14 protein-coding genes are annotated in these 20,260 nt (G+C 59.5%); 5 read left to right on the plus strand and 9 right to left on the minus strand.

The genetic code is table 11. The features are described from left to right. The first annotated feature begins 26 nt into the window (after window positions 1-26). From FQ187_RS01545 to yjiA, 3 genes are all read left to right on the plus strand, one after another. The gene (locus FQ187_RS01545; RefSeq protein WP_149628150.1) at window positions 27-2,093 is read left to right on the plus strand and encodes a carbon starvation CstA family protein; all 2,067 of its coding nucleotides are present in this window, start codon (window positions 27-29) and stop codon (window positions 2,091-2,093) included. Between the two features lie 14 nt (window positions 2,094-2,107). Further along, on the plus strand, window positions 2,108-2,305 hold the full coding sequence (locus tag FQ187_RS01550) for a YbdD/YjiX family protein (protein WP_008154232.1): 198 nt from the start codon (window positions 2,108-2,110) through the stop codon (window positions 2,303-2,305). 177 nt (window positions 2,306-2,482) lie between these two features. After that, window positions 2,483-3,454: a GTPase gene (gene yjiA / locus FQ187_RS01560; RefSeq protein ID WP_149628151.1), complete on the plus strand. Its 972-nt coding sequence runs from the start codon at window positions 2,483-2,485 to the stop codon at window positions 3,452-3,454. A gap of 118 nt (window positions 3,455-3,572) precedes the next feature. On the opposite strand, the gene FQ187_RS01565 is transcribed toward yjiA, so the two are convergent. The 5 genes from FQ187_RS01565 to FQ187_RS01585 all read right to left on the minus strand — a co-directional run bounded on the left by FQ187_RS01565 (window position 3,573) and on the right by FQ187_RS01585 (window position 11,974). Beyond that, window positions 3,573-4,262, minus strand: coding sequence for a GntR family transcriptional regulator (locus FQ187_RS01565; protein ID WP_149628152.1), 690 nt, complete (start codon window positions 4,260-4,262; stop codon window positions 3,573-3,575). Window positions 4,263-4,287: 25 nt separating this feature from the next. Continuing rightward, on the minus strand, window positions 4,288-4,992 hold the full coding sequence (locus FQ187_RS01570) for a FadR/GntR family transcriptional regulator (protein ID WP_149628153.1): 705 nt from the start codon (window positions 4,990-4,992) through the stop codon (window positions 4,288-4,290). 67 nt (window positions 4,993-5,059) lie between these two features. Next, on the minus strand, window positions 5,060-6,373 hold the full coding sequence (locus tag FQ187_RS01575) for a C4-dicarboxylate transporter DctA (RefSeq protein ID WP_149628154.1): 1,314 nt from the start codon (window positions 6,371-6,373) through the stop codon (window positions 5,060-5,062). Window positions 6,374-6,649: 276 nt separating this feature from the next. Next, on the minus strand, window positions 6,650-7,903 hold the full coding sequence (glyA, locus tag FQ187_RS01580) for a serine hydroxymethyltransferase (RefSeq protein WP_123367763.1): 1,254 nt from the start codon (window positions 7,901-7,903) through the stop codon (window positions 6,650-6,652). A 222-nt stretch (window positions 7,904-8,125) separates the two neighbouring features. Beyond that, complete coding sequence (locus FQ187_RS01585) at window positions 8,126-11,974, minus strand: bifunctional diguanylate cyclase/phosphodiesterase (RefSeq protein WP_149628155.1); 3,849 nt, start codon at window positions 11,972-11,974, stop codon at window positions 8,126-8,128. Between the two features lie 285 nt (window positions 11,975-12,259). On the opposite strand from FQ187_RS01585, the gene ettA reads away from it, so the two are divergent. Next, window positions 12,260-13,924, plus strand: a complete 1,665-nt coding sequence (gene ettA / locus FQ187_RS01590; protein ID WP_149628156.1) for an energy-dependent translational throttle protein EttA — start codon at window positions 12,260-12,262, stop codon at window positions 13,922-13,924. A 92-nt stretch (window positions 13,925-14,016) separates the two neighbouring features. Here the strand turns inward: ettA and FQ187_RS01595 are convergent, their stop codons facing one another. From FQ187_RS01595 to FQ187_RS01610, 4 genes are all read right to left on the minus strand, one after another. Continuing rightward, a complete protein-coding gene (locus FQ187_RS01595; protein WP_149628157.1) occupies window positions 14,017-14,511 on the minus strand; it encodes a GreA/GreB family elongation factor in 495 nt (164 codons plus the stop codon). 70 nt (window positions 14,512-14,581) lie between these two features. Further along, entirely contained in the window at window positions 14,582-14,938 is a 357-nt protein-coding gene (locus FQ187_RS01600) for a hypothetical protein (RefSeq protein WP_149628158.1), read from the minus strand. An 82-nt stretch (window positions 14,939-15,020) separates the two neighbouring features. Continuing rightward, complete coding sequence (locus FQ187_RS01605; protein WP_149628159.1) at window positions 15,021-16,874, minus strand: DUF4105 domain-containing protein; 1,854 nt, start codon at window positions 16,872-16,874, stop codon at window positions 15,021-15,023. A gap of 105 nt (window positions 16,875-16,979) precedes the next feature. Continuing rightward, complete coding sequence (locus tag FQ187_RS01610; RefSeq protein WP_046048781.1) at window positions 16,980-17,468, minus strand: DUF3015 domain-containing protein; 489 nt, start codon at window positions 17,466-17,468, stop codon at window positions 16,980-16,982. 275 nt (window positions 17,469-17,743) lie between these two features. Here FQ187_RS01610 and FQ187_RS01615 point away from each other — a divergent pair, with 275 nt between their 5' ends. After that, window positions 17,744-20,182 carry a Lon protease family protein gene (locus FQ187_RS01615; protein ID WP_149628160.1) on the plus strand — a complete coding sequence of 813 codons (2,439 nt, stop codon included), beginning with the start codon at window positions 17,744-17,746 and terminating at the stop codon, window positions 20,180-20,182. Window positions 20,183-20,260: the final 78 nt, after the last annotated feature.

Raw genomic sequence — 20,260 nt, forward strand, 5'->3', positions numbered from 1 at the left:
TTGTCCACCCTGGCTGGAATCATAAAATGAAAAATAATAATAGCCTGCTACGCCACTTACCCTGGCTGCTGCTGGCAATCCTGGGAGCATGCGCGTTAGGTGTCGTGGCCCTGCGCCGCGGCGAAGCGATCAATGCCCTCTGGATCGTAGTCGCAGCAGTCGCCATCTATCTGGTTGCGTATCGTTACTACAGTCTGTTCATCGCTAACAACGTGATGCAACTCGACCCGCGACGGGCCACCCCCGCTGTGCTCAACAATGACGGTCTGGACTACGTGCCGACCAACAAACACATCCTCTTCGGCCACCACTTCGCCGCCATCGCTGGCGCGGGACCGCTGGTCGGTCCGGTCCTGGCGGCGCAGATGGGTTACCTGCCCGGTACGCTGTGGCTGATTGCCGGCGTGGTGCTGGCCGGTGCCGTTCAGGACTTCATGGTTCTGTTCATGTCCACCCGCCGCAACGGTCGTTCCCTGGGCGACATGGTCCGTGAAGAAATGGGCCGCATCCCCGGGACCATCGCGCTGTTTGGCTGCTTCCTGATCATGATCATCATCCTCGCGGTGCTGGCGCTGATCGTGGTCAAGGCCCTGGCTGAAAGCCCGTGGGGTATTTTCACGGTGATGGCGACTATCCCGATCGCGATGTTCATGGGCATCTACATGCGCTACATCCGTCCGGGCCGCATCGGCGAAATCTCCATCGTCGGTGTGCTGTTGCTGCTGGGTTCGATCTGGCTCGGCGGGCAGATTGCCGCTGATCCGGTCTGGGCCAAGGCGTTCAGCTTCACTGGCGTGCAGATTACGTGGATGCTGGTCGGTTACGGTTTCGTGGCCGCCTCGTTACCGGTCTGGCTGATTCTGGCGCCGCGTGACTACCTGTCGACGTTCCTGAAAATCGGCACCATCGTGGCGTTGGCGATCGGCATTCTGATCACCATGCCTGAGCTGAAAATGCCGGCGCTGACCCAGTTCATCGACGGTACTGGCCCGGTGTGGAAGGGCGGTCTGTTCCCGTTCCTGTTCATCACCATTGCCTGCGGTGCAGTGTCCGGGTTCCATGCGCTGATCGCTTCCGGGACCACACCGAAACTGTTGGCTAACGAAAGCCATGCCCGTTACATCGGTTACGGCGGCATGCTGATGGAATCCTTCGTGGCCATCATGGCCATGGTTGCTGCTTCGGTGATCGAGCCAGGCGTGTATTTCGCCATGAACAGCCCGGCGGCGATCGTCGGCGGTGACGTAGTGGCCGTGGCACAAACCGTCAGCAGCTGGGGCTTTGCAATCACCCCGGAAGCGCTGCAAGCGGTGGCCAAGGACATCGGTGAAACCACCGTCCTGGCCCGTGCGGGCGGCGCGCCGACCCTGGCGGTTGGTATCGCGCAGATCCTGCACAGTGTCCTGCCGGGTGAAAACACCATGGCGTTCTGGTACCACTTCGCGATCCTGTTCGAAGCGCTGTTCATCCTGACCGCCGTCGACGCCGGTACCCGTGCCGGCCGTTTCATGCTGCAGGACTTGCTGGGTTCCTTCGTTCCAGCGCTGAAGCGTACCGAATCCTGGACCGCCAACCTGATCGCAACCGCCGGTTGCGTGGCGATGTGGGGTTGGTTGCTGTACCAGGGCGTGATCGATCCGCTGGGTGGCATCAACACCTTGTGGCCGTTGTTCGGTATCTCCAACCAGATGCTCGCCGGTATCGCGCTGATGCTCGGTACCGTTGTGCTGATCAAAATGAAACGCCAACGCTACGTCTGGGTCACCATGCTGCCAGCGGTGTGGTTGCTGATCTGCACCACCACCGCCGGTTTCATCAAGCTGTTCGACGCCAACCCGGCGATCGGCTTCCTGTCGCTGGCCAAGAAGTACAGCGATGCCCTGGCCAACGGTCAGATCCTCGCCCCGGCCAAGGACATCACGCAGATGCAGCACGTGATTTTCAACGCCTACACCAACGCAACGCTGACGGCGCTCTTCCTGTTCGTGGTATTCAGTATCCTGTTCTATGCGCTCAAGGTCGGTATTTCCGCCTGGGGCAGCAAAGAACGTACGGATAAAGAAGCGCCATTCCAGGCGCTGCCGGATGCGTAATCGAGGATTGCAGCATGTTCAATGACCTGAGTCGCCTCGGTAAGTACCTCGGTCAGGCTGCGCGCCTGATGGTCGGGATGCCCGACTACGACAATTACGTCGAGCATATGCAAACCAAGCACCCGGACAAACCGGTGATGACCTACGAAATGTTCTTCCGGGAACGCCAGGAGGCTCGTTACGGTGGCAAGGGTGGGCCGAAGTGCTGTTGATGCAACAGCCTGGCTGATGCAATCCCTGTGGGAGCGGGCTTGCTCGCGAAGAGGTCGTGTCAGTCGACATTAACGTTGAATGACACACCGCTTTCGCGAGCAAGTCGGATCGCCGCACCGCCGCTCCCACATTTGTTTTGTGTTGCTTTCTAATTTTGTGAAACAGGAGACTCCAGTTTGTCCTCTCCCATCCCAGTCACGATCCTCAGCGGCTTCCTCGGCGCGGGCAAGACAACGCTGTTGCGCCACCTGCTCAAAGCCGAACACGGCCTGAAAATCGCCGTGATCGAGAACGAATTCAGTGACGCCGGTATCGACACCCAACTGTTGGGCGACGAACCGGTGCAAGTGATGACGCTGTCCAACGGCTGCGTTTGCTGCACCATCCACACCGACCTGACCAAGGCTTTGTACCTGCTGCTCGAGCGCCTGGACAGCGGCGAAATCGCCTTCGACCGTCTGGTGATCGAATGCACCGGCCTGGCCGACCCGGCACCTGTGGCCCAAACCTTTTTCATCGATGAAGAGCTGTGCGAACGCTACATCCTCGACGGCATCATCACCCTGGTCGATGCGGCGCACGCTGACACTCACCTGACTCAAACCATCGCTCAGGCGCAGATCGGTTTCGCCGACCGGTTACTGGTGAGCAAGCGCGATCTGGTGGACGATGCGACCTTTGCCGCGCTGAGCGAGCGCCTGACCCGGATCAACCGTCGCGCACCGATCCGTGTGGTCGAGCACGGCAAGATTGACCTGGCCGAATTGCTCGACGTGCGCGGTTTCAATCTCAATGCCGACCTGGGTGGTGGCGTCAGCCTGCGCCCAGTGAGCAAAGCGCCGTCCATCGACCGCATTTCCAGCCTGGTGCTGCGCACGGACAAGCCGTTGGATATCGACAAGCTCAGCGAGTTCATGAACGAACTGCTGGAAGACCATGGCAAGCAATTGCTGCGCTACAAAGGCGTGTTGAACATCCTTGGCGAGCCGCGGCGCATGGTGTTTCAGGGCGTGTTGAAGTTATACGGATTCGATTGGGACACCGAATGGGCAGACGATGACACGCGCGAAAGCGTGATCGTGTTCATTGCCGATGATTTGCCGGAAGAGAAAATCCGTGAGGGGTTTGCACGGGTGGCGGCTGAATAAAGTCAGAGATTATCAGTGCACTTGAGTGCGCTTTCGCGAGCAAGTCGAATCGTCGCACCGCCGCTCCCACAGGGAAATGCATTTCAAATGTGGGAGCGGGCTTGCTCGCGAAGGCGATCTAAACTGCAGCACGATTCTGGCTCAGAACCGGTCCTGCGTTCAGTAAAGTCTCTTCAAGAAAATCCAGGTGCTGGTTTAGCAATGTCTCGGCCTTCTTGGCATCCCCACGCTCCACAGCCTCCAGAATTCCTTGGTGCACCTGCCACACGCAATAACCCTCCACCAGCGCATCAAACTGCGCAATCGCTAACGATATCAGCGGTACCAAACTGCCAAGAAAATACGCCAACGGGGCATTCCCCGCCATTTCAGCCAAGTGCAAGTGGAAATCCCCCGATAACCGAATCGCCGGGCCACGCTCTGCACACAGGCGCTCGCTGTCGATCAAGGCACGCAGGTGTTTCAAGTCTTGCGGACATGGTCGCTGACAGGCCAACCGCACCAAGGTGATTTCGGTCAGCCGCCGTGCATGCAGTGTTTGCCGGGTCTGTTCGCTATCGAGCGCGGCGACGCGCGGACGATGGTTGACCCGAAGTACGATGATCTGCTGATGGGACAGTCGCGTCAGTACGCCGCGAACGTCACTGCGTCGAGCGTTGAACATCTGCGCCAGGCTTTCTTCAGTAAAGCGACTGGCCGCATCAATGCGCTGTTCGAGAATAGCGTCGAAGATCTGCGAATAGAGATCATCCTCCCGGTGCGGGAAGGGCAGGGCAGTGGGTGTTTGCGGTGAGGCGAAGCTGTTCATGGCTTGTCTCCAGTTCGAAGCGGACTCAACTGACGAGGTTGTCATCCGGAATATTCAATTCGATGCCCATCCGCTGGCCTTCCCGAAGGATGTGCCGACGCATTTCGGCGCTGGCCTGGGCGCTGTTTTTGCTGCGGATCGCCCGCACCACGGCCTCGTTTTCCTCAAGGCGCTCAGCCAAATGTTCCGGGGAGTTGCGCAGCACGTCGGCGCTTTGCTTGAGGGCGTTGCTGGTCTGTTGCACCACGCTCTGGAAAATCGGGTTCGACGTCAGCGTGAACAGCTCTTCGTGGAAGGCGATGTAGGCGTTCACGCCGGCTTCACTGTCGTTGGCTTCCAATGCTTCGCGCATGTCCATCAGGGTCAGGCGCAGTTGCCCGACTTCCTTGCTGCTGATCGACTGCGCCACCAGGCCGACAATGAACGGTTCAAGGGTGTAGCGCAGTTGCAGCACGTCTTCCAGGCTCGCACCGGCGACTGCGCTGTCGTGGCGTTGGCTGTCGCTGAGATTGGCCTCCAGCACCACCACGCCTTTACCCGGCATTGAACGCACCAGCCCGAGGGTTTCCAGCACGATGACGGCTTCACGCAGGCTCGGGCGACTGATGCCCAGTTGTTCGGCCAGCTCACGCTGCCCCGGCAGCATCTCGCCGGAGCGCCACTGACCACGGGCCAAAGCGGCCCGGAGTTTTTCTACTACTGAATTCACAACGGTCGACGAGGTGATCACTGTTCGCTCCATGAGCATCCAAAACGATTGATGACCGTGCCTGCCCGTGGGCAGGCACGGCGATTATTCAGAATTCCTGCTGATGTGCAGGGCCGACAGGCTTTCTCGGCTGGAAGGTATAACCCACCTGGCCAGAAAGTACTTTGTTCGCCCGTTGGATATCGATGTCCTTTTCCCAGCGCGCGATGGCCACGGTGGCGACGCAGTTGCCGATCAGGTTGGTCAGCGCCCGGCCAATGCCCATGAACCAGTCCACTGCCAACACCAGCACCAGGCCGACCACCGGAATCGCCGGGATCGCCGTCAGTGTCGCCGCGAGAATCACCAGGGCCGAGCCGGGAATCCCGTGGGCACCTTTGGAGGTGATCAACGACACCAGCAGAATCGTCAGCAGGTCGGTCATGGCCAGCGGCGTGCCGGTGGCATTGGCGATGAACACGATGGCGAGGGTCAGGTAGATCGAGAAACCGTCCAGGTTGAACGAGTAACCGGTAGGAATGACCAACCCGACCGTCGAACTGCCGATGCCCAGATGCTCAAGCTTGCGCATGATTTGTGGAAGCACGGCGTCGGAAGAAGCGGTGCCCATGACGATTAGCAACTCTTCGCGCAGGTACTTGAGCAATGGCCACATCCGCAAGCCGGACAGACGCATCACCAGGCCGAGAATCAGCGACACAAACGCCACACAGGTCAGGTAAAACAGGCCGACTAGGCTGCCCAGGTGTTGCAGCGAGTCCAGGCCATATTTGCTGGTGGTGAAAGCGATGGCGCCGAACACGCCGATCGGCGCCAGGCGCACGATCATGCCCATGATGCGGAAGATCACGTGGCTCAGCTCATTGATCAGCCGGGAAATACCCGACGCTGCTTCGCCCACCAGGTTCAGCGCACTGCCGAACAGCACCGAAAACAGCAGGACTTGCAGAATGTTGTTCTCCGCGAAGGCGCCGATTACCGAGGTCGGGATCAGGTCCATCAGGAACTGCGTGGTGGTGTGCATGTGCTGACCGCGCTGGGCGATGTCGCCCATGTCGGCAGCGGAGAGCTGTTCCAGATGAATGTTCGCGCCGCTGCCGATGCCGGTGCTGAAGGCGAACACCAGGCCGATCACCAACGCGATGGTGGTCAGCACTTCGAAATAGATCACCGATTTCAGGCCGATGCGTCCGACTTTCTTCAGGTCGCCGGCACCGCTGATGCCGCTGACCACCACGCAGAACACGATCAGACCGATGAGCATCTTGATCAGTTTGATGAAGCCATCGCCGAGCGGTTTGAGCTGGGCGGAGTATTCAGGAAGGGTCAGCCCGCAGACGATGCCGAGCACCAGTCCGAGAACCACTTGGAGGAAGATTGAACGCGAGCACCATCTGAGCATGGGAGGAATCCTGGTCGGTGTCCTGGCTGCCGTGCGCTTCGCGCATCAGATTCAGGACTTAATTATTGTGGTCTTACCGGTATGTCCAGTGCAGGCGCAGTCTAGGCGCTGTTTTTGCGTGATCGCAAGCAAATTTTGAGTAATTGGCATGACCGGTCTTACCAGTTGAGCGCAATGCCCCGACCTTGAGCCTTTTCGCTGTTTGACAAAATCGCGGGCGAAAAAAAACCGGCCATCACTGGCCGGTTTTTTCATTGCTGCGGTTTAGCGGGCTGATTAAGCGCCGTATACCGGCAGCTTCTTGCAGATGGCCTTGACCTTCTCACGAACGGCATCGATCACCGCTTCGTTGTTCAGGTCCGCCAGGATGTCGCAGATCCAGCCGGCCAGTTCTTTGCACTCTGCTTCCTTGAAGCCACGAGTGGTCACAGCCGGAGTACCGAAGCGCAGACCGGAGGTGACGAACGGGGAGCGTGGATCGTTTGGCACGGAGTTCTTGTTCACAGTGATGAATGCTTTGCCCAGAGCGGCGTCGGCGTCTTTACCGGAGATTTCCTGCTTGATCAGCGACAGCAGGAACAGGTGGTTTTCAGTACCGCCCGAGACCACGTCGAAACCGCGCTCGATGAACACGCCGGCCATGGCCTTGGCGTTCTTCACCACTTGTTGCTGGTAAGTCTTGAACTCAGGCTGCAGCGCTTCCTTGAAGCAGATCGCTTTGGCGGCGATCACGTGCTCCAGTGGGCCACCCTGGGCGCCCGGGAATACTGCGGAGTTCAGTTTCTTCTCGATGTCGGCGTTGGCGCGAGCCAGGATCAGGCCGCCACGTGGACCGCGCAGGGTCTTGTGCGTGGTGGTGGTCACGACGTCAGCGAAAGGCACCGGGTTCGGGTAGACGCCAGCGGCGACCAGACCGGCCACGTGGGCCATGTCGACGAACAGGTAAGCGCCAACCTTGTCAGCGATTTCGCGGAAACGCGGGAAGTCGAGGATCTGCGAGTAGGCAGAGAAACCGGCCACGATCATTTTCGGCTTGTGCTCAACCGCCAGACGCTCGACTTCGTCGTAGTCGATCAGGCCGTTGCCGTCGATGCCGTATTGAACGGCGTTGTACAGCTTGCCGGAGGAGGAAACGCTGGCACCGTGGGTCAGGTGACCGCCGTGCGCCAGGCTCATGCCCAGGATGGTGTCGCCCGCTTGCAGCAGAGCCAGGTAAACGGCGCTGTTGGCTTGCGAACCGGCGTGCGGCTGAACGTTGGCGTAATCAGCGCCGAACAGTTCTTTTGCACGGTCGATGGCCAGTTGCTCGACTACGTCGACGAACTCGCAACCACCGTAGTAGCGCTTGCCCGGGTAGCCTTCGGCGTACTTGTTGGTCAGTACCGAGCCTTGAGCTTCCATCACCGCAGGGCTGGTGTAGTTTTCCGAAGCGATCAGCTCAATATGCTCTTCCTGGCGCTGAGCTTCTTGCTCCATGGCGGCAAAGAGATCGGCGTCGTACTTGGCAATAGTCAAATCACGGCTGAACATGGCGGTCCTCAAGGATCGGGGCAGAAAAGGGGGGCATTCTAACCCAATGGGTTTTAGATGGCATATGAAAGGACATCATGTCGCAGACAAGTGGGCTTCATGACCAGATATGTGGCGCCTGGAAGGGCCTCTTCGCGAGCAAGCCCGCTCCCACATTTGAAATGCGTTCCCCTGTGGGAGCGGGCTTGCTCGCGAAGAGGCCGCCTGCATCACTACAAAGTCTCAGTCGAACATGAACAACGCATCATTGCTGAACTGCGCTTCAAACCGGTTCGCCGGCATCGGACGGCCGAATAGATACCCCTGAACCTCGTCGCAACCATGTTCACGCAGGAAGTCGAGTTGCTCGTGGGTTTCCACGCCCTCGGCGATCACCGCCAGATTGAGGCTGTGGGCCATGGCGATGATCGCGCGGGCAATCTGCGCATCCTGCTCACCCGACGGCAGGCCATCGACGAAGGTGCGGTCGATTTTTAGCACGTCGATCGGGAACTGCTTGAGGTAGTTGAGCGATGAGTAACCGGTGCCGAAGTCGTCGACCGCGATGCTCAGGCCGAGATTTTTCAGCCCGGCGAGTATCTGCATCGCTTCGCTGACTTCGCGCATCAGGATGCTTTCGGTCAATTCCAGCTCCAGGCACGCCGGCGGCAGGCCTGTTTCCTTGAGGATGGTGGCGATCCGCGTCCCGAGTTGGCCGTCGGAGAATTGTCGGGCCGAAATGTTCACCGACACCTTGGGTACCCGGACCTTGGCCTGATGCCAGGTCTTGAGCTGACGACAGGCCTCGCTGATCACCCAGTCGCCGACATCCACCACCAGACCGAGCTCTTCGAGCACCGGAATGAAGTCTCCCGGCGGCACCAGCCCGCGTCGCGGATGGCGCCAGCGCAGCAAGGCTTCGGCGCCAGTCAGGCGTTTGCCATCACCGCTGAACTGCGGTTGGTAATACAGCACAAATTCGTCTTGCTCCAAGGCATGACGCAAGTCGCTTTCCAGGCCCAGACGCTCCAGGGCGCTGGCATTCATGTCGGCCTGATAGAACTGGAAGTTGTTCTTGCCGCGCTCCTTGGCGTGATACATCGCGGTGTCGGCGTTTTTCATCAGCTGGCTGAGTTCGTTACCGTCCTGAGGGCTCAGGGCGATGCCGATACTGGCTGTGACGAAGAACTCGCGGCCTTCAAGCACGAACGGTTTCACCAGACTGGCGAGAATCTGTTCGGCCACATGAATCGCCCGGTTCAAGGCGATTTCACGGTTGGCCCGCGGTTGCAGCAGCAAGGTGAATTCATCGCCACCCATGCGCGCCACGGTGTCGTCATCATCGACACAGCCGAGCAGGCGCGTGGCCATTTCCTTGAGCATGCGATCGCCGGCGGCGTGGCCCAGGGAGTCGTTGATTGGTTTGAAACGGTCCAGGTCGAGGAACATCAGCACTACCCAGGACTTCTGCCGTTCGGCCGATTGCAGCGCCGTGTGCAGGCGATCCTGGAACAGCGTGCGGTTGGGCAAGTGGGTCAGGGCGTCGTAGTAGGCGAGGCGGTGAATCCGCTGCTCACTGGCCTTGCGTTCGCTGATGTCGCTGAAGAAGCACACGTAGCTGGCCAGATCGCCTTCGTCATCCAGCACCGCCGTGATCCCGACCCAGGCCGGGTAATGCTCGCCATTGCGTCGTTTGAGCCAGACTTCGCCTTCCCACGTGCTGTGCTGATGCAACTGCTTGAGCACATAACGCAGATGCGTTTCCTGCTGTTCGTCGACGGTCAGCATGTTCGGCAACTGGTCGAGTACCTGCTCAACCGCATAACCGCTGACACGGCTGAAGGCTTCGTTGGCCTGGACGATGTAGCCAGCCGGGTCGGTGATCAGGATCGCAGAAGTCGAGTGCTCAAATACGGTCGCGGCCATGCGCAGGTCTTTTTCGGCCCGACGTTGCTGGCTGATGTCGCGACCGACGCCCAGCACGCCTTCGAATGCACCGTGTTCGTCCCAGACCAGCACCAGCCGCAGTTCGATGGGGATCTTGCGCCCGTCGGCCCGCAGGCAGTCGAACAAAAACAGTTGGGTTTGTACCTGACTGCGCAACAGCGCCAGTTGGTCGGGCTTGTTCAGCGCCTTGCTCACCCGGTCCATCAGGTTGTAAATGCCGGTCAGCTGTTGCGGGTTGGCGATGGTCGATTGCCAGCCATTCTGGAAAATCCAGTCGGCGTCGTAGCCGAGCACGGCTTGCACCGACGGGCTGACGTAGTTGAGCGCCATCTTGCTGTCGGTCGAGAAAATCACGTCGCTGATGCTTTCGGCGAGCATCCGGTAACGCTGCTCGCTGTCGCGCAGGGACTCACTGGCCTCGATCTGATCGGTGATGTCCTTGGCCACGCCGATGATCCGCGTGACCTGATCGTGCTTGTCCCGCGCCAGCGCCTGTTCGCGGATGTCGAAGCGCCGCCATTTACCGTCTCGGTGGCGGAAGCGCAGCTGGCATTGCATCAATTGTCTGTAACCGGCCTGGCGCTGGGTTTGGCGCGAGCGGTGGTAGAAGTCGGCATCTTCGGGGTGCAGCAGAATTTCCCAGAAATACTCGCCCATCTGGTGCAGTTCGGTACGGTTGTAACCCAGCGTCTGGCCGAGGTGGTGGTTGCTGAAAATCATTCGCTGGCTGATCACGTCCTGCACGTACAGATGATCCGGCACGGTGCGTACCACGTCGGACCAGAATCCTTCGCGCTCCAGCAGCGACAGTTCGACGAGCTTGCGGCTGGTGATGTCGGTGATGCTCAAGATCACCGCTTTATAGTCGTCCACGTCTTCCGGCAGACGCAGGACCAGCCACAAGTGCTGGTCGCGGCCATTGGCGTCCTGCAGTTTGATTTCCAGTTCAAGCTGTTTTTGCTGGTTGAGCACCGCGTCGAGCACTTGATCGCCGATGGCAGTGCCGTCCTGCGGGTTGCCGTCGATCAGCAGTTTCCAGGCTTGATCGCAAGCGTTGACGTTGAGCAGTTGCAGGGCGACCAGGTTGACCTCGGTGATGCGCAGTTCCTGCAGAAGTTGCTGGCGTTGTTCCGGTGTATCGAGCCAGGCCTTCAGTTGTTCGCTGCTGTGCAGCTGAGCCTTGTCGAAGAAGCTTTTGAGCCCGGACACGTCGAGTACACACAAGGCAACGCCGGTGCCTTCGAAAATATCCTGGTAGCGTCGGCGGCCTTCGTGCACCTGGCGCTGGCGACGGCGCATGTTCAGCAGGGCGATGCACGGCAGCAGGGAGAAGGCCAGGCCCAGAAGGCATTTGCCGATGAAGGCCGGCAGCAGCTGTTCGGTCACCCGTTGCCGGTCGAACAACCCGCGCAGTTGCCAGTCGCTGCTGCTCAGGGGCACTGTCAACACGCTGTTGGCAACATCGTCCTCGGTCAGTTCACCGGGCTTGGCCAAGGGTAGTGACTCATCGCGACTGATAACTTGGTGATTGAAGCGGTTTTCCACCAGCCACAGCGGGCGGATACCCGCTTCGTTTGGTTTGGTCAGCGACGAGAAGAATGTCGGTTTCAGGCGCAGAGCCCAGTAGCCACGGGTGCTACCGCTGGCTTGATGCAGCAGAAGATGTACCACCGAGCCGTCATTGGCATTACTGAAATAATGGGCCTGGGCGTGACTGCGCCGGATCAGTTCGCTCAGGTAGTCGGCATCCTCACTGTCGTCGGCGCTGTCGTTGAGGACTTTGCCGGAGGGGCTGAGTAACGCGAGGCTGCGCAGGTCGGGCAAGGACTTTTGCAGTTTGCGAAACAGCGCCTGCTGTTCGTCGGCGCTTTGCGGTTGTTCGACGATCGGTAGCAGGTTGAGGGCAATCTGGGCGTTGAGCGCCATATTCAAGCTGACTTGCGAGGCCAGATCGGCGGTGTAGTCGATGGTGTACTGACGCTGGTTTTTCTGGGTTTCGCGCAGTTGATCCAGCAACTGCCAGAACAGCAGCGCGAGCAGCAACAGAACGAGCGCCGCCAGCGCGCCCTTCAAGGAGCCACGCAGGGGTGAGCCGGTCGCAGGATTGAGTGCGCTCACGGAAGAAGGGGGAGAGACATTAGACAAACTGTAATCCTGCGGTTTGGCTGGACTGGCGCGACGTGCACTATAAGCCGGACGCCCGGAGGGCGGCTAGCATGCCCTGAGTTGTGGCAAAGTGCCAGTCCCGCTCGGCTGGACTGCCTCTCGTCATTAAGGTAGCTTTGCCGGTTACGCGGGAGCGTTCCAGCTCTTAGAATTTGGCTTTTTCAGCGCGCACGCATTGATACCCATCAATCGGCCGACGCGCACGGCCTGGCCGGGCATCGCCCGCGCCCCAATCATTCATCGTTCACTGACCCTAGGTTCTCCATGGCTCAATACGTATTCACCATGCATCGGCTGGGTAAAGTTGTTCCGCCGAAGCGGGAAATCCTGAAAAACATTTCGCTGTCGTTCTTCCCGGGCGCCAAGATTGGCGTACTCGGCCTTAACGGTTCGGGTAAATCCACGCTGTTGAAAATCATGGCGGGCGTCGACACCGAGTTCGACGGCGAAGCCCGTCCGATGCCGGACCTGAACATCGGCTACCTGCCGCAAGAACCGATCCTGGACCCGACCAAGACCGTGCGTGAAGTGGTTGAGGAAGCGGTCAGCGTGATCAAGAACGCCCAGGCTCGCCTGGACGAGGTCTACGCGGCTTACGCTGATGAAGATGCCGACTTCGACAAACTGGCCGCTGAACAAGCCAAGCTCGAAGCCATCCTGCAAGCCAGTGACGGCCACAACCTGGATCGCCAACTGGAAGTCGCCGCCGATGCGCTGCGTCTGCCGGCCTGGGATGCCAAGGTCGAATTCCTGTCCGGTGGTGAGAAGCGTCGTGTGGCCCTGTGCCGCCTGCTGCTGTCCGCCCCCGACATGCTGCTGCTCGACGAACCAACCAACCACCTGGACGCCGATTCCGTCGCCTGGCTGGAGCACTTCCTGCACGATTTCCCGGGCACCGTGGTCGCGATCACGCACGACCGTTACTTCCTGGACAACGTTGCCGGCTGGATCCTCGAGCTCGACCGTGGCGCCGGTATCCCGTACGAGGGCAACTATTCGGGTTGGCTCGAAGCCAAGTCCGATCGTCTGGCTGCCGAATCCAAGCAGCAGTCGGCCCACGAAAAAGCCATGAAGGAAGAACTGGAGTGGGTGCGCAAAGGCGCCAAGGCCCGCCAGTCCAAATCCAAGGCTCGTCTGCAACGCTTCGAAGAAATGCAATCGCAGGAATTCCAGAAGCGTAGCGAAACCAACGAGATCTACATTCCGGCCGGTCCACGCCTGGGCGACAAGGTCATCGAATTCAAGAACGTTTCCAAGGGTTATGGCGATCGCGTGCTGATCGACAACCTGTCGTTCTCCATGCCTAAAGGCGCCATCGTTGGCGTGATCGGCGGTAACGGCGCGGGTAAATCGACCCTGTTCCGCATGCTGATGGGCAAGGAAACACCTGATTCGGGCAGCATCGAAGTCGGCGAAACCGTGCAACTGGCGTGCGTCGATCAGAGCCGCGAAGACCTGGACGGCAGCAAGACGGTGTTCCAGCAGATCTCCGAGGGTTCCGACCAGATCCGCATCGGCAACTACGAGATCCCGTCGCGCACCTACGTCGGTCGCTTCAACTTCAAGGGCGGCGATCAGCAGAAGTTCGTCAAGGACCTGTCTGGTGGTGAGCGCGGTCGCTTGCACCTGGCCCTGACCCTGAAAGAGGGCGGCAACGTCCTGCTGCTCGACGAACCGTCCAACGACCTCGACGTTGAAACCCTGCGTTCCCTGGAAGAAGCCCTGCTGGACTTCCCGGGCGCTGCCATTGTGATCTCTCACGATCGGTGGTTCCTTGACCGCGTCGCGACTCACATCCTGGCGTACGAAGACGACTCGCAAGCGGTGTTCTTCGAAGGCAACTACTCCGAGTACGAAGCCGATCGCCGCAAACGCCTGGGCGAAGCCGCGACTCAGCCGCATCGTGTACGGCACAAGAAACTGGCCTGATTTCAGGTTGGTTGCATGAAAGAACGGAGCCTTCGGGCTCCGTTTTTTTATGGGTGTTATTCAGCTAAACCGCGGCGAAGACGGCCTCAAAATCACCCGACTTCTACGCTTAAAACCTCAATCACCAAATCCCCCGCCGGCCGCTTCCAAAGCACTTCATCCCCGACCCGCGCCCCGAGTAGCGCCCGACCCAACGGCGAACCCCAGTTGATCAACCCACTGGCAGCATCCGCCTGATCCTCGCCCACCAATTGCACACGCTGCTCGTTGCCCTGTTCATCGGCAAACGTCACCCAGGCGCCAATCTGTACTTTGTCAGTCGAAGAGGCCGGGACGACTAACTGAGCGCTTTGCAATCGTTGATTGAAATACCGCCAGTCACGCTCAAGGTCAGCCTGGCGCTGCTTGTCGGCCAGTTCACCTTTGGCACTCTGTTCATTGAGCAGGTTTTGCACCTCGGCGACTTTCGCCTGAAGCTGCGCAAGGCCGGCGGGCGTGACGTAATTGGGCTGCGCACTGACTTGCCGTTCGACGGGCTGATCGGCTTGCGCGGCGGCGTTATCTTCATTGACGAAGGCGCGACTCATGGTTGTCTCCCGTTATAGGGTTTGGGCCATGGTCGCAGGCTTTTAGTTTCGACAGATATCTGTCAGCGACTTATTGCGAGCGCAAAGCACGAGCGGCGTCCTGATCCTTCTGCTGCTGCCAGGCCTTTTCGCGCTCGTCCCAATGGTGGCTGCGATAATCCTCACGGTCCTCGCTTTCGCGCATCGCCTGACACTGACGGAAGCCATCGCTCCAGCCCTCGGCGTACTGCTTGTCCTTGAGGTAACGCGGAACGTTTTTACGAAACTCTCCGGTGATTGCCCCCGCCGCTTGCCGGCCACTGCTGCAACCGTCATCGAAGCCATCGGCGAATGCCGGTGGATAACCCTTGGCGATCAGATCCTCGTGGGTCGTCTGGCAACCCGCGATCAACATCAGCAAACCCACCACACCCACGCAACGCCACATCTCAGACTCCCAGGCCGTCAACGGCCTATAGGAGAAGTCTAGGAGTGGATTCGTGAGCGGCATGTGAAAGAAAGATCAAAGATCAATAGTGATACCACTTCACCTCAAGCATCACTTCGTTCTCGGGCGAAGCCAGGTGGCTGAATTCGCCCTGGGCACTCAGGCGTAAACCCAGGTTGCGCGACAATTCCCACTGCTGGTTCAGACTCACGCTACGGCGCACTTCGCCATTGGTGAAGAAATCGCCCTTGGCCTCCAGGCTAAAGTTGCCCAGCGGGTTTTTCCACAGCACGCCGCTGTTGAAACCTGCCGCCGGCGCGATGAAGCCGGCAAAGTCGTTGTTGTGCTCAACGCGCACGGTGCCCAAAGCAAAGCCAAGCATGTCGTCGCCCAGTTGCCAGGTCCCGCCGCCCCCGCCATTGACGTGGCTGACCAGGGTTTCGTCGTCATGCTTGCCCGGCACGCGCTCCAGGCCACCGGTGACTTGCCACGAGAGTGGTTGCAGCAATTCATTGCGCGGGGTCAGGGAGCGGATGGTCGCCAGGTCAAATTGCTGCAACTGCCAGCGATTGCCTTCGTACTGGCGCAGTTTCATTTGCAGGATTTCAATCTGCGCGCCGAGGGGGAAGCTCTCGGCGTTGTCGTTGAGGTCGTGATAAGCCATGCGCAAGCCATACTCGCCAAATGCCTTGTCGCCTCGAGTGCCGATACCGGCCTGCCAGGTGCGCGATTCATGGCCATCCTCAGGCAGGCCGGGTTGCGGAATGCCCAGTTCCGGTGCCGGGTTCTGGTTGATCGCCCGCAGAAGTTCGAAGCTGCGCTGCGCCCGTTGCTGATCACGCTCCTGGCCGTTGGCGCGGTAGCGCTCCAGGCGATAGGCGGCGTCGATGATCAACGCCTGACGATCCTTGGGTTGAGCCTTGAACGCCGGTTCCTGCAACTGCTTCTGATCGGCGCTGACTTTCAGCACCCACTCCTGTTCTTCATTGGTCAACGGCTCGGCGCGGCTCAGCAGTTCACGTTCGCGAGACGGTCGATACTGAATGGATTCCACCAGTCCGGCTTCTTTCACCGCTTTGACGGTGTCGGTAGGAATTGCGGTCAGCGGGAACTGTTCGGTCAATCGCAGGCTCGGGCGGGCGACTTGCAGCAATTCCAGCAGGCGATAAGAGCAGTTTTCGTCGAAGAAAAAATAGTCGAACTGGATCTGCTTCAGCTCCCAGACGTGCTCGACCATGCGCTCGGTTTCTGCCTGGGTCAGGTTCAGGCGGTATTCCCAAAGATCGCGGTTCTCGAGACTGCGGTACTCCGAAAGTTTTTCCTGATAAGGCACCAGGGCAAACAGACCAGGATAGCCGCCCATCAAGCCTTTCCAGGCATACAGGATGCTGTTGTCCGAGCCTTCGATGTACGCGCCGAAGTTGATCGCATAACTGAGCAGGGCGGTTTGATCGCTCTGCACATTGGCCTGGTCGATGCGCAGCAACGTGTGGCCGAACATCGATGACGGACTGTTCAGATACGCAGCCGGGAAAATCATCACCGCACTGTGGGGCGAAACATCCTTGAACCATTGCTTGAATTCAGTGCAGGGAAGCGTCGGCAGATCGGTCAGGTTGAGCTGTGCCTTGAGCCAGCGGGTGCGGGCCGGGTAGACGCATTGTGCATGTTTTTCGCCAGCACTGGCCGGGGCGTACAGCGCTTGCACGGTCGCCGCCAGCTCGCGGTCAGGATGTTCATTGCCGTCGGCGGCGAGGAAGAATTTCTTGTCGCTGACATAGCTGCGCCAGCCACCGAGTTTGGCGGTTTCGTAGTGGCCCAAGGAAATCCAGAAGGGTTCATTGGCCAATTGCTGCAAACGTTGATTGTCGATTTTGGGCGTGGCAGACAGCGGGGCGCAGACACAGAGCGCCAGCCAGGCAAGGCGTTTGAGCATAGTGGGCAACTTAAGTCGAAAGAAACAAAGACCCAAAGGGGCAGGCCAAAAGGGCCAGGTTCAAAAAATAAAACCCGCTCCCCGAAAGGAGCGGGCGGGTCGAGCTTAAGCTTGAGTGGCGTACTTGGCCAGACGCGGATCGCTCTTCAGAACGGCCAGGGTGTTGGTATGCACGTCGTCAGCGGTCACGTCAGCCTTGCTGAAGATCTGCTGAAAGTGCTCATGAGTGACGGCGGCGAAATGCGCACGGTCTTCCGGTGCCACGCCCAGTACCACAGCGTAAGTGGTCAGCGCTTCGCCCTGACCTTTAGCCATGTCTTCAGACAGCTCGTTCATCATGCCATTCATGGCAATCCAGGATTTGCCGCCATAGGTCAGCGACGCATTAGTCGCGCAACCGTTGGTACCGGAGGTCATACCGAAGGTTGCGTTGCCGGAAGTGCCGTTTGTGGTGGATGCCAGGAAGTGAGCCGGGGTGCCACGCTGGCCTTCGAACAGCATGTTGCCCCAACCGCAATCCGGGCCGCCTGGCGCCTGAGCCATGGCGTTGATGGATACAGCGGTGAAGAGAGTACCGAGAAGAATCCGTTTCATAGCTTTGTTCTCTTTATGTGCATACCAATGGACAGGGGTCTGGCCCGATCTGGCGCCAGTGGGCCGGTTATTGTTCCAGCCGCGCAGTTTGGAGTTTAGGCACGTTCCGAGGGTTCCGTGATTTTTTGCAAAACATTCGTTGAAAACATTGATTTAGGCCCGCCCCGCTTAGGGATGCCGCTTTGTCTATGCTTTGGCTAGAGGCGCGCCTTGCAAGTGAGGTATGGGCAGCGCCAGAATGCCGCTATCTGCCCCGCCTGATGTAAGGAAGCCCGATGCCTGATCCTGTTGCTGCCAGCTTGCGTCTAGCGCCCGAAGCGCTGACCCGTCCGTTTTCCGCTGAACAGTTCAGCTTCTCTACCACCAATGATTTGGAGCCCTTCCGCGGTGTGCTTGGCCAGGAACGTGCGGTCGAAGCCTTGCAGTTCGGTGTGGCAATGCCACGCCCCGGTTACAACGTATTCGTCATGGGCGAGCCCGGCACCGGCCGGTTTTCTTTCGTCAAACGCTACCTGAAAGCCGAAGGCAAACGCCTGCAGACCCCGGCGGACTGGGTCTACGTCAACAATTTCGATGATCCTCGCGAACCTCGCACCCTGGAATTGCCCTCTGGCACCGCCGGTGCCTTTATCGATGACATCAACGGCTTGATCGACAACCTGCTGGCGACTTTTCCTGCCGTGTTCGAGCACCCGTCCTACCAGCAGAAGAAAAGCGCCATCGACCGCGCCTTCAACCAGCGTTACGACAAGGCGCTGGATGTGATCGAGCGCCTGGCGCTGGAGAAGGACGTTGCGCTGTACCGCGACAGCACCAATATCGCCTTCACGCCGATGAGCGAAGGCAAGGCCGTGGACGAGGCCGAATTTGCCCAGTTGCCGGAAGCCGATCGCGAGCGTTTTCATGACGATATTTCGTGGCTGGAAGAGCGGCTGAACGAAGAGCTCGCCAGCCTGCCGCAGTGGAAGCGTGAGTCGAGCAATCAACTGCGCCAGCTCAACGAAGAAACCATTACCCTGGCCTTGCAACCCTTGCTCGCGCCGCTGTCGGAAAAGTATGCGGAAAACGCCGGCGTTTGCGGTTACCTGCAAGCAATGCAGGTATATCTGCTCAAGACCGTGGTCGAGCAACTGGTGGACGACAGCAAGACGGACGCCATCGCCCGCAAGCTGCTGGAAGAGCAATACGCGCCGAGCCTGGTAGTCGGTCATCCGTTCAGCGGCGGTGCGCCAGTGGTCTTCGAGCCGCACCCGACTTACGAAAACCTGTTCGGCCGCATCGAGTACACCACCGATCAGGGCGCGCTCTACACCACGTATCGACAGTTGCGTCCGGGTGCGCTGCACCGCGCCAACGGCGGCTTCTTGATTCTTGAAGCGGAAAAAATGCTCAGCGAGCCATTCGTGTGGGATGCGCTCAAACGCGCGCTGCAATCGCGCAAATTGAAAATGGAATCGCCGCTGGGCGAGATGGGCCGTTTCGCCACCGTAACCCTGACACCGCAGCACATTCCGCTGCAGGTCAAAGTCGTCATCATTGGCGCCAGGCAGCTCTACTACACGCTGCAGGACCTCGATCCGGACTTCCAGGAGATGTTCCGCGTCCTGGTGGACTTCGACGAAGACATCCCGATGGTCGACGAAAGCCTGGAGCAGTTCGCCCAGTTGCTCAAGACCCGCACTTCCGAAGAAGGCATGGCGCCGCTGACCGCTGATGCGGTGGCGCGTCTGGCGACTTACAGTGCTCGCCTGGCTGAGCACCAGGGGCGTTTGTCGGCGCGGATCGGTGATTTGTTCCAACTGGTCAGCGAGGCGGATTTCATTCGCCAACTGGCCAGTGACGAAATGACCGACGCCGGGCACATTGAACGTGCGCTCAAGGCCAAGGCCACGCGTACCGGGCGCGTCTCGGCGCGGATTCTCGATGACATGCTGGCCGGGATCATCCTGATCGACACGGACGGCGCGGCGGTGGGCAAATGCAATGGGCTGACAGTGCTGGAGGTTGGCGACTCGGCGTTCGGTGTGCCGGCGCGGATTTCCGCCACGGTGTATCCGGGCGGTAGCGGCATCGTCGACATCGAGCGCGAGGTCAATCTTGGCCAGCCGATTCACTCCAAAGGCGTGATGATCCTCACGGGGTATTTGGGCAGCCGATACGCCCAGGAATTCCCGCTGGCGATTTCCGCCAGTATCGCCCTGGAGCAATCTTACGGTTACGTCGATGGTGATAGTGCGTCACTGGGCGAGGCTTGCACGCTGATTTCGGCGCTGTCGAAAACCCCGCTCAAGCAGTGCTTTGCGATCACCGGTTCGATCAACCAGTTCGGTGAAGTGCAGGCGGTGGGTGGGGTCAACGAGAAGATCGAAGGCTTCTTCCGACTCTGCGAAGCCCGCGGGCTGACGGGTGAACAGGGAGCAATCATTCCCCACGCCAACGTTGCCACGCTGATGCTCGACGAGAAAGTGCTGACGGCGGTGCGCGCGGGGCAGTTCCACGTCTACGCCGTGCGCCAGGCTGATGAAGCCTTGAGCCTGTTGGTCGGCGAGCCGGCCGGTGCGCCGGACGCCGATGGCCAGTTCCCTGAAGGTAGCGTTAACGCGCGGGTGGTGGAACGCTTGCGGGTCATCGCTGAAATGATCAGCGAAGAAGACCTCAAGGAAGCCGAGAAAGAGTTGGCGCAGGAAGCCTTGGTGGAGACAAAGCCCGCCTAAAACGGTGATCGTTCCCACAGAGCGTGGGGACGATCAGTGCCATCAGTCTGGCGTCAATATTCACACAATGACCATTCG

This window comes from Pseudomonas sp. ANT_J28, from assembly GCF_008370005.1.
In the GTDB taxonomy this organism is placed as follows: domain Bacteria; phylum Pseudomonadota; class Gammaproteobacteria; order Pseudomonadales; family Pseudomonadaceae; genus Aquipseudomonas; species Aquipseudomonas frigoris.

Excerpts from the sequence above, each read along its gene's own strand:
- FQ187_RS01545 (WP_149628150.1), top strand. The coding sequence starts at position 27 with ATGAAAAATAATAATAGCCTGCTACGCCACTTACCCTGGCTGCTGCTG.
- ettA (WP_149628156.1), top strand. The coding sequence starts at position 12,260 with ATGGCTCAATACGTATTCACCATGCATCGGCTGGGTAAAGTTGTTCCG.
- FQ187_RS01565 (WP_149628152.1), bottom strand. The coding sequence starts at position 4,262 with ATGAACAGCTTCGCCTCACCGCAAACACCCACTGCCCTGCCCTTCCCG.
- glyA (WP_123367763.1), bottom strand. The coding sequence starts at position 7,903 with ATGTTCAGCCGTGATTTGACTATTGCCAAGTACGACGCCGATCTCTTT.
- FQ187_RS01600 (WP_149628158.1), bottom strand. The coding sequence starts at position 14,938 with ATGTGGCGTTGCGTGGGTGTGGTGGGTTTGCTGATGTTGATCGCGGGT.
- FQ187_RS01615 (WP_149628160.1), top strand. The coding sequence starts at position 17,744 with ATGCCTGATCCTGTTGCTGCCAGCTTGCGTCTAGCGCCCGAAGCGCTG.
- FQ187_RS01595 (WP_149628157.1), bottom strand. The coding sequence starts at position 14,511 with ATGAGTCGCGCCTTCGTCAATGAAGATAACGCCGCCGCGCAAGCCGAT.
- FQ187_RS01610 (WP_046048781.1), bottom strand. The coding sequence starts at position 17,468 with ATGAAACGGATTCTTCTCGGTACTCTCTTCACCGCTGTATCCATCAAC.
- FQ187_RS01575 (WP_149628154.1), bottom strand. The coding sequence starts at position 6,373 with ATGCTCAGATGGTGCTCGCGTTCAATCTTCCTCCAAGTGGTTCTCGGA.
- FQ187_RS01550 (WP_008154232.1), top strand. The coding sequence starts at position 2,108 with ATGTTCAATGACCTGAGTCGCCTCGGTAAGTACCTCGGTCAGGCTGCG.
- FQ187_RS01605 (WP_149628159.1), bottom strand. The coding sequence starts at position 16,874 with ATGCTCAAACGCCTTGCCTGGCTGGCGCTCTGTGTCTGCGCCCCGCTG.